Genomic DNA, 915 nt, shown 5'->3' with positions numbered 1-915 from the left:
GAAGTCATCTTGACTTTTTGATTTTCTTCAATGCGATGATAATAAATGCTATAAAGTTAAAACCTATCCAACTTGAAAGCGTTGTATCGAATCGATTTAACAAGGACCTGTAACTATCTATTCATGCATTAGTTCTTTCAATAGAGTATCTTTCTTTATAGAGATCTTCGTCAATGATGCCAGGCCCATTATCGTCAGTAGAGTTCCTTTTATTAGTGGCTATATTGGCGATAATTTGTTTTTGATGACAAAGTTGATGTAAACTTTCCGCATCAAAGCCAGCGTCGGCATTCATAAATAGCCCATCAACTGAAATAGTAGCGTCTTCTAAAATCTTAGTGAGTTCTCCAAAAGTGTTCTCAATGTTAAATAAATCATTGTGATTACCTGAAACTGGCGTTGACATAGCCAATACAAGTCCTTGTTTATCAGTCAAGTAAAGTGTATTAGTAGTTTTTCTCTTCTTTCTACCTTGATAAGCAACCTCTTCACCACCTCGAATACATGACGAATGACTTCCATCTAAATTTACCAATGAAAGGTCGAAAGAAGACTTGTATTTTTTCAAAAGTTCTATCCAACACTTTTTCCAAATACCTTCCTTACACCAACGGCGATAATGTCCGAAAACAGTTTTGTAGTGAAGAGCACGAGTGCTGAATAAGCTTTCTACAGGCAATAAATGCCATTGAATCCCAGTTTTTAATTTATAAAGAATACAGTTAATTATTTCACTAAGAGGTACTTGTGGTTTAAAACCTCGTTTTCTTTTAGGTAAATAACCAATTATTTCTGATTCTATTATATCTTTGCTGAGTACGTAGTACATAAAAGGTTGCTTGGTATGGTTCGCAAAACAAATATCAGCAACCTTTTTTATTTTTAAGCAATTCTACCAAAAGTCAAGATGACTTC

Annotated in this window: 1 pseudogene; it reads right to left on the bottom strand. The window is 34.0% G+C overall.

Annotation, left to right across the window (positions count from 1 at the left end):
* Positions 1–4: 4 nt before the first annotated feature.
* Positions 5–829, bottom strand: a pseudogene (locus QM524_RS25910) (IS5 family transposase).
* Between the last annotated feature and the right edge of the window lie 86 nt (positions 830–915).

This window comes from Flectobacillus roseus (assembly GCF_030056595.1).
Taxonomy (GTDB): domain Bacteria; phylum Bacteroidota; class Bacteroidia; order Cytophagales; family Spirosomataceae; genus Flectobacillus; species Flectobacillus roseus.
Note: the sequence above shows the minus strand (reverse complement) of the source record. Positions and strands in the feature narration are given on the sequence as shown.